This is a genomic window from Mycobacterium parascrofulaceum ATCC BAA-614, assembly GCF_000164135.1.
In the GTDB taxonomy this organism is placed as follows: Bacteria; Actinomycetota; Actinomycetes; order Mycobacteriales; family Mycobacteriaceae; genus Mycobacterium; species Mycobacterium parascrofulaceum.
The window spans coordinates 1-1,529 of the sequence record NZ_GG770603.1; the positions used below are offsets into that span (position 1 = coordinate 1).

The following is a 1,529-nucleotide window of genomic DNA, read 5'->3' on the forward strand; positions in this document are numbered from 1 at the left end:
GGCTAGACATCCCAGGGATGCAACTTGTCAAGTTAAGCGGCGTCGGCGGTCGGGCTGCTCGGTTGGCGGTGTGCCCAGGCTTTGTGTTCGTCGTAGTGGGTGTGGTGGCGTAGGCAGCCGTGCAGGATGCCGACGAGTCGGTTGCCCAGGGCGCGTAGTGCCTGGTGGTTGAGGTCGCCGGCGGCGCGGCGTTGGTCGTAGAACGTGCGGGCGCCGGGGCTGCTCGTGAGGGCGCAGAAGGCCCATTGGTCGATGGCGTCGTAGAGGCGGCGGTTGCGGACGTGGCGGGCGAGCACAGCGCGTTTCTTACCCGAGGCCACGGTCAATGGTGATGTTCCGGCGTAGTTTTTGCGACACTTGGCGGTGGTGTATCTGTTCGGGTCGTCCCCGAACTCACCGAGCACCCGGGCGCCGAGCGCAACACCAAGTCCTGGCAGGGAGAGGTAGATGTCGGCGTCCGGGTGTGCCTCAAAATGCGTTGCGAGTTCTGCTTCGAGCTCGCCGATCTGGCAGTTGAGCTCGGCGATGATCCCTACCGCGGCGCGGGTACTGACCCCGAACGCGGTGGTGACCGCCGCGGGCGCGGTGAGCTGCGGAGTCCGCAGTGTGGCCTGGATGTGTAGCGCCCGGGTGTCGAGGTTGCGTTGGCGCCCAGCGGCTTTGAGTGCAGCCCGGATCTTCGACAGGCTGAGCCGACCGGCATCGGCGGGGGTCGGGGCGCGACCCAGGATGGCCAGCGCGTCACGGTCGGCCAGATCCTCGAATGCCTCCAGTGCGGCGGGGTAGTACTCGCGCAGCGCCGAGCGCAGCCCGTTGGTGTGGCGGGTGCGTGCCCAGATCAGATTCTGGTGAGCCCGGGCCAGCACCTTGACCGCCTCGGCCTGACTGCTGTCGCCAGCGATTCGGCGGTGGTTGTGGCGATCAGTGCGCACCAGATCGGCCAGTAACTTGGCGTCAGAAGCGTCGGACTTGGCTCCCGAGACATGGTGGCGGTCGCGGTAGCGGGCCGCCGCCAGCGGGTTGATCGCGAAAACCTGATACCCGGCCGCGGTCACGGCATCCACCCACAGGCCCCGGTCAGTTTCGATGCCGATCACCACCTGGGCGGGGTCCTCGGCATGCTCGGCGATCAGCTCGTGCAACCGCCCGATCCCGGCCAAGCCTTCGGGTAGCCGCCGCGACGCCAGTCTGCCGCCCGCGTCGTTCATCAGATACACGTCGTGATGGTCTTCTGCCCAGTCGTCTCCGACGAACAGCATTCGATTGCCTCCCTTGCCCTCAGTGCGGATAAATCCTGTTCGAGCCCAAGGACACCCGGCGGCGACCTAATGGATCAGTGCTCGACCGGCACGACATCCCATGAGCGCTACAGATGACCTCACCAACCGGCCGGGGCACGATCTAGCCCTAGGAATCGGCAATCGCTCCAGGCGCCAAGGGTGCTCACCGGCCGGCGGCTCGGTTGATCAGCCTCCCGCTCAATAACCAAGATCCCCGTCAAGGACACGCTGATCGGATCCCATTAGGCG

The 1,529-nt window shown here is 66.3% G+C and carries 1 protein-coding gene; it reads right to left on the reverse strand.

Going from position 1 to position 1,529, the window contains the following annotated elements:
* Nucleotides 1–32: 32 nt before the first annotated feature.
* Nucleotides 33–1,259, reverse strand: a complete 1,227-nt coding sequence (locus HMPREF0591_RS29745) for an IS110 family RNA-guided transposase (RefSeq protein WP_007172596.1) — start codon at nt 1,257–1,259, stop codon at nt 33–35.
* Between the last annotated feature and the right edge of the window lie 270 nt (nt 1,260–1,529).

Bases quoted from the DNA above. Each gene is read 5' to 3' on its own strand.
- HMPREF0591_RS29745 (WP_007172596.1), bottom strand. From the start codon at position 1,259: ATGCTGTTCGTCGGAGACGACTGGGCAGAAGACCATCACGACGTGTAT.